General features: G+C 58.9%; 3 protein-coding genes. 2 read left to right on the top strand and 1 reads right to left on the bottom strand.

The annotated features are described in order from the left end of the window. Positions 1 to 119 precede the first annotated feature (119 nt). On the bottom strand, positions 120 to 2,192 hold the full coding sequence (locus RRF55_RS17970) for a TonB-dependent siderophore receptor (protein WP_004891261.1): 2,073 nt from the start codon (positions 2,190 to 2,192) through the stop codon (positions 120 to 122). 505 nt (positions 2,193 to 2,697) lie between these two features. On the opposite strand from RRF55_RS17970, the gene RRF55_RS17965 reads away from it, so the two are divergent. Continuing rightward, positions 2,698 to 3,519: an ABC transporter ATP-binding protein gene (locus RRF55_RS17965; protein WP_004184377.1), complete on the top strand. Its 822-nt coding sequence runs from the start codon at positions 2,698 to 2,700 to the stop codon at positions 3,517 to 3,519. Beyond that, the coding region (locus tag RRF55_RS17960) for an iron chelate uptake ABC transporter family permease subunit (RefSeq protein WP_161656212.1) at positions 3,516 to 3,872 on the top strand (357 nt) is incomplete at its 3' end. The genes RRF55_RS17965 and RRF55_RS17960, both read left to right, overlap by 4 nt.

Here is a 3,872-nt window from a genome sequence, read left to right as displayed (position 1 = left end):
CCCGGTGGCGGCTGCGCCTTACCGGGCCTACGAACTGCGACAAATGTCACGGAAACGTAGGCCGGCGCAAGCGCAGCGCCGCCCGGCAATGAATATCCGGCGCGACGCCATGGTCCGGCTTAAAAATCCATCTTCACCGTGAACTGCACTTCGCGCGGGTCGCCAATCTGGTTGCCGAGGTTATTGGTGCCGATCGAGGAAGTGTAATAGGTCTTATCAAACAGGTTCTTCACATTCACCTGCAGCGTCACCGGATACTGCAGCTTCATCTTATAGGCAGCAAACACATCCGCCACCGCATACCCCTGCAGATAATAATCCGCGCCGTTGGTGCCGGAACGCTTGCTGACCGCGTGGCCGCCGCCGCCGACGGTCAGGGTGTTGCTGTTATAGACGTTATGAATGTCATAGGTCAGGAACAGCGAACCGGTATGTTTCGGTACGTTTGGCAGCGGTTTCCCGGCGTAATCCGGATCTTCCAGCACTTTGGCGTCGGTGTAGCCGTAGCTGGCGATCACGCTGAGGTTATCGGTGATGGACCCCGCCAGATCCACTTCCACGCCCTGGGAACGCACTTTGCCCGCCGTTTTGGCCACCGTCTCATCGCCAATGCTCTCGGTGTACAGCACGTTACGCTTATGAATATCAAACAGCGCGATATTGGCGGTAATACCGTTTAACAGGTCGAATTTGGCGCCCACTTCGTAAGAGGTGGACTCTTCCGGCGGCAGCTCGCCGATATAGCTGGCGATCGACGACTGCGGCATAAACGACTGGGCGACGTTGGCGAACAGGGAGACGTTCGGCGTGACCTTGTAGACCAGGCCGGCTTTCGGCGTCCATTTCTCATCGCGGCTGTCGGTATTGACGTTAAACGGTCGGCCTTTACCGGCGTACTGGGTGTAGTACTGGTAGCGCACGCCGGCGACGGCGATCCAGTTGTCGGTCAGGTACAGCGCGTCCTGCACGTATGCGGCATAGCTCTCCTGCTGAATGCGCTGGTCGCTGTCGGAGGCGGAGACGGTATTACAGGTGTCGAGAGTGCCGTAGACCGGATGATAGATGTTAAAGCCTTTGACGTTCTTACAGCGCAGCATATCGGTGCGCAGCAGATCGTAATTCTCATAGGCGACGCCGGTCAGCAGCTCGTTATAAAAGCCGCCCACTACCACGTTGCCCTGCAGGTCGGCGCGGGTGGAGTGCATCTTCTGCGTTGAACCGTGGGTACCATCGACCCGGCGGGTGAGGTTGCCGGTCGCCGAATCATAGGCCATCACCCGCGCCTGGTTATCGTTATAGTGATCCTGGCTGTAGCTGTAATCGAAGCGCGCGGTCCAGGCGTCGTTAAGGCGATACTCGGCGTTGAGCTGAGCGAGATCGGAATAGCCATCGGTAATATTAAACGCTTCATCGAAGCGGGTTTTGCGATCGACGTTCACCGCATGGCCGGTATTCAGATCGAAGATAGTGCCGCGATCAAAGGGGGCGCTGTAGTCGCGGTGCGAATAGGACGCGGTCACCGTTGCCCGCTCGCCAAACCAGGTCAGGGAAGGGGCGATAAAGCTGCTTTTGTTTTTACCGAAATTGCGCCAGTAATCCTCATTCTGATATTCGCCGATCAGTCGGTACGCCAGATTTGTGCCTTCGATGGGGCCGGTGATGTCGACGCTGCCGGTGCCGCCGCCAAAGCTGGTGGAGGTCCCGGAAACCGAACCGGAGAACTGCCGCTCCGGCCGTTTAGTGATGACGTTGATCAGCCCGCCGGGGTCGAGGATACCGTACAGCGTCGAGGCGGGCCCCTTCAGGACTTCCACCCGTTCGGTGGCGGCGTTAAAGCTGCGCGGCAGCACGGTGCGCAGGCCGTTGGTCATGATCGAGCCGTCGCGGTTGGCGCCGAAGCCGCGGCGGGTAAAGGCGTCCTGGGTACCGCCGAGGGTGTTGGTCTGCACCACGTTAGCGACGTTATACAGCGCCTCATCGAGTGAGGTGGCGTGCTGATCTTCGAGAACCCGATCGCTGACGGTATTGACCACCTGGGGAATATCCAGCAGCGGCATCGAGGTTAGCGTCGCGGTGGCGGAGCTGAGCGGCTGATAGCCGCTGGTGGCGCTTTGCTGCGCGCCGTCGGCCACTACGGTGATGGTCTCTTCCGCGTCGTTAGTACTTTTCGCCGCGCGATTGTCGGCGGCCATTAATCCCGGTGAGGCTAAAAAAAGAAGCGAAAAAAGCGCGCGCCCTGGCAACGTCCTGCAGGCGACATGGGGTTGAGTCATTATCTGTTTCTCGTGAACGAATCTGCCTTTGCGGTCAGATTAAGCCAATAAAATCATTGCCCTGAATAATAAAAGCACTCTGTTTAGCGTCTGAATGCGCCTTCAGATGTGTAATTGAGAATCATTCAATCATGAAGGGATGTAGTAGTAAACGTTATGCAAGATAAAAATTCAGCGGCGAGGAACAGGACGTTTTAAACACCTCCAGTAGGGAATGTTCTGTAGTTATCTATCTGATATTATTTTATTTTAATTATATTGGGTTGGCACAGCCTCGCTGTAGTCAGCGTCCCCGTCTGAAGACGATGGCGAGTATTGACTACTACATTCATCCCCGTCATGATCAAAAGAGAATGAGATTTATTTTGATTTGACTGCAGAATGTCCAGCTATCGTCTGGAACGCTGCGGCGCAGGAGCGAGTTATGCCACAGCGGGTGAAACCTGCAGAGCAGGGGATCGTACTGGATGCCCTGTCGGCCGGCTACGGCCAGACCCTGATCGTTGACGATATCAACCTGACCATTCCCACCGGCAAAATGACGGTGCTGGCCGGGGCGAACGGATCCGGCAAATCCACGCTGCTCTCGACCATCGCCAGAATGCTGAAACCGCTCGGCGGCTGCGTGCGTCTGGACGGGCAAGCCATTCACCAGATGCCGACGAAAGCCGTCTCGCGCCAGCTGGGCATCCTCCCGCAATCGCCGTTGACCCCGGAAGGATTGACCGTTTTCGAGCTGGTCTCGCGCGGGCGCTACCCGTGGCAGGGGCTGATGCGCCAGTGGTCCGAGGCCGATGAGCTGGCGGTAGAGGAGGCGCTGCGCTTAACCGGTACCGCCGAATTCGCCCATCTGCCGGTGGACAGCCTCTCCGGCGGCCAGCGTCAGCGCTGCTGGATCGCCATGGCGCTGGCCCAGCAAACGGCCACCATTCTGCTCGATGAGCCGACCACCTGGCTCGATCTGCGCTATCAGGTCGATATCCTTGAGCTGCTCCAGACCCTCACCCGCGAACATGGCCGCACGGTGGTGACGGTGCTCCATGACCTTAACTTTGCGGTGAACTACGCCGATCTGCTGGTATTCCTTAAACAGGGGCGCATCGCTGGCACGATTAGCGACAACGATGTCTGTAGCCCTGAGCTGATTAAACGCGTGTTTGACGTTGACGTGCAGATGTCGATTAACCCGCAAACCGGCAAACCCTTCTTTATGCCGTTTCGCGACCGCCAGGCAGCGGCACAATGAGCGTGGCCATCCTGCTTTCCGCGCGGCGTCGCCCCCGCCCCCGGCTGGCGCTGCTTCTGCTAACGCTGCTGCTTATCGCCGCCTCGCTGGTGCATCTTGGCTTAGGCGCCCGCTGGATCGCCCCGCAGACGGTGCTGCGAGCGCTGCTGGAGTACGATCCGCGTAACTTTGAGCAGCGGATTATCGTCGATCTGCGTCTGGTGCGGCTGGCGGCGGCGCTGCTGACCGGCGCGGCGCTCGGCGTCGCCGGGCTGCTGCTGCAGACGGTGATCCGTAACCCGCTTGGCGAGCCGCATATTCTCGGGCTTAACGCCGGCGCCTCGCTGGCGGTGGTGGCGACCTCGGCGCTGGGC

Source organism: Klebsiella sp. K47, assembly GCF_051858335.1.
Lineage (GTDB): Bacteria > Pseudomonadota > Gammaproteobacteria > Enterobacterales > Enterobacteriaceae > Klebsiella > Klebsiella pneumoniae.
The sequence above is the reverse complement of the archived record's forward strand: the minus strand, read 5'-3'. Positions and strand labels throughout refer to the sequence as shown.

Bases quoted from the DNA above. Each gene is read 5' to 3' on its own strand.
- RRF55_RS17970 (WP_004891261.1), bottom strand. From the start codon at position 2,192: ATGGCCGCCGACAATCGCGCGGCGAAAAGTACTAACGACGCGGAAGAG.
- RRF55_RS17965 (WP_004184377.1), top strand. From the start codon at position 2,698: ATGCCACAGCGGGTGAAACCTGCAGAGCAGGGGATCGTACTGGATGCC.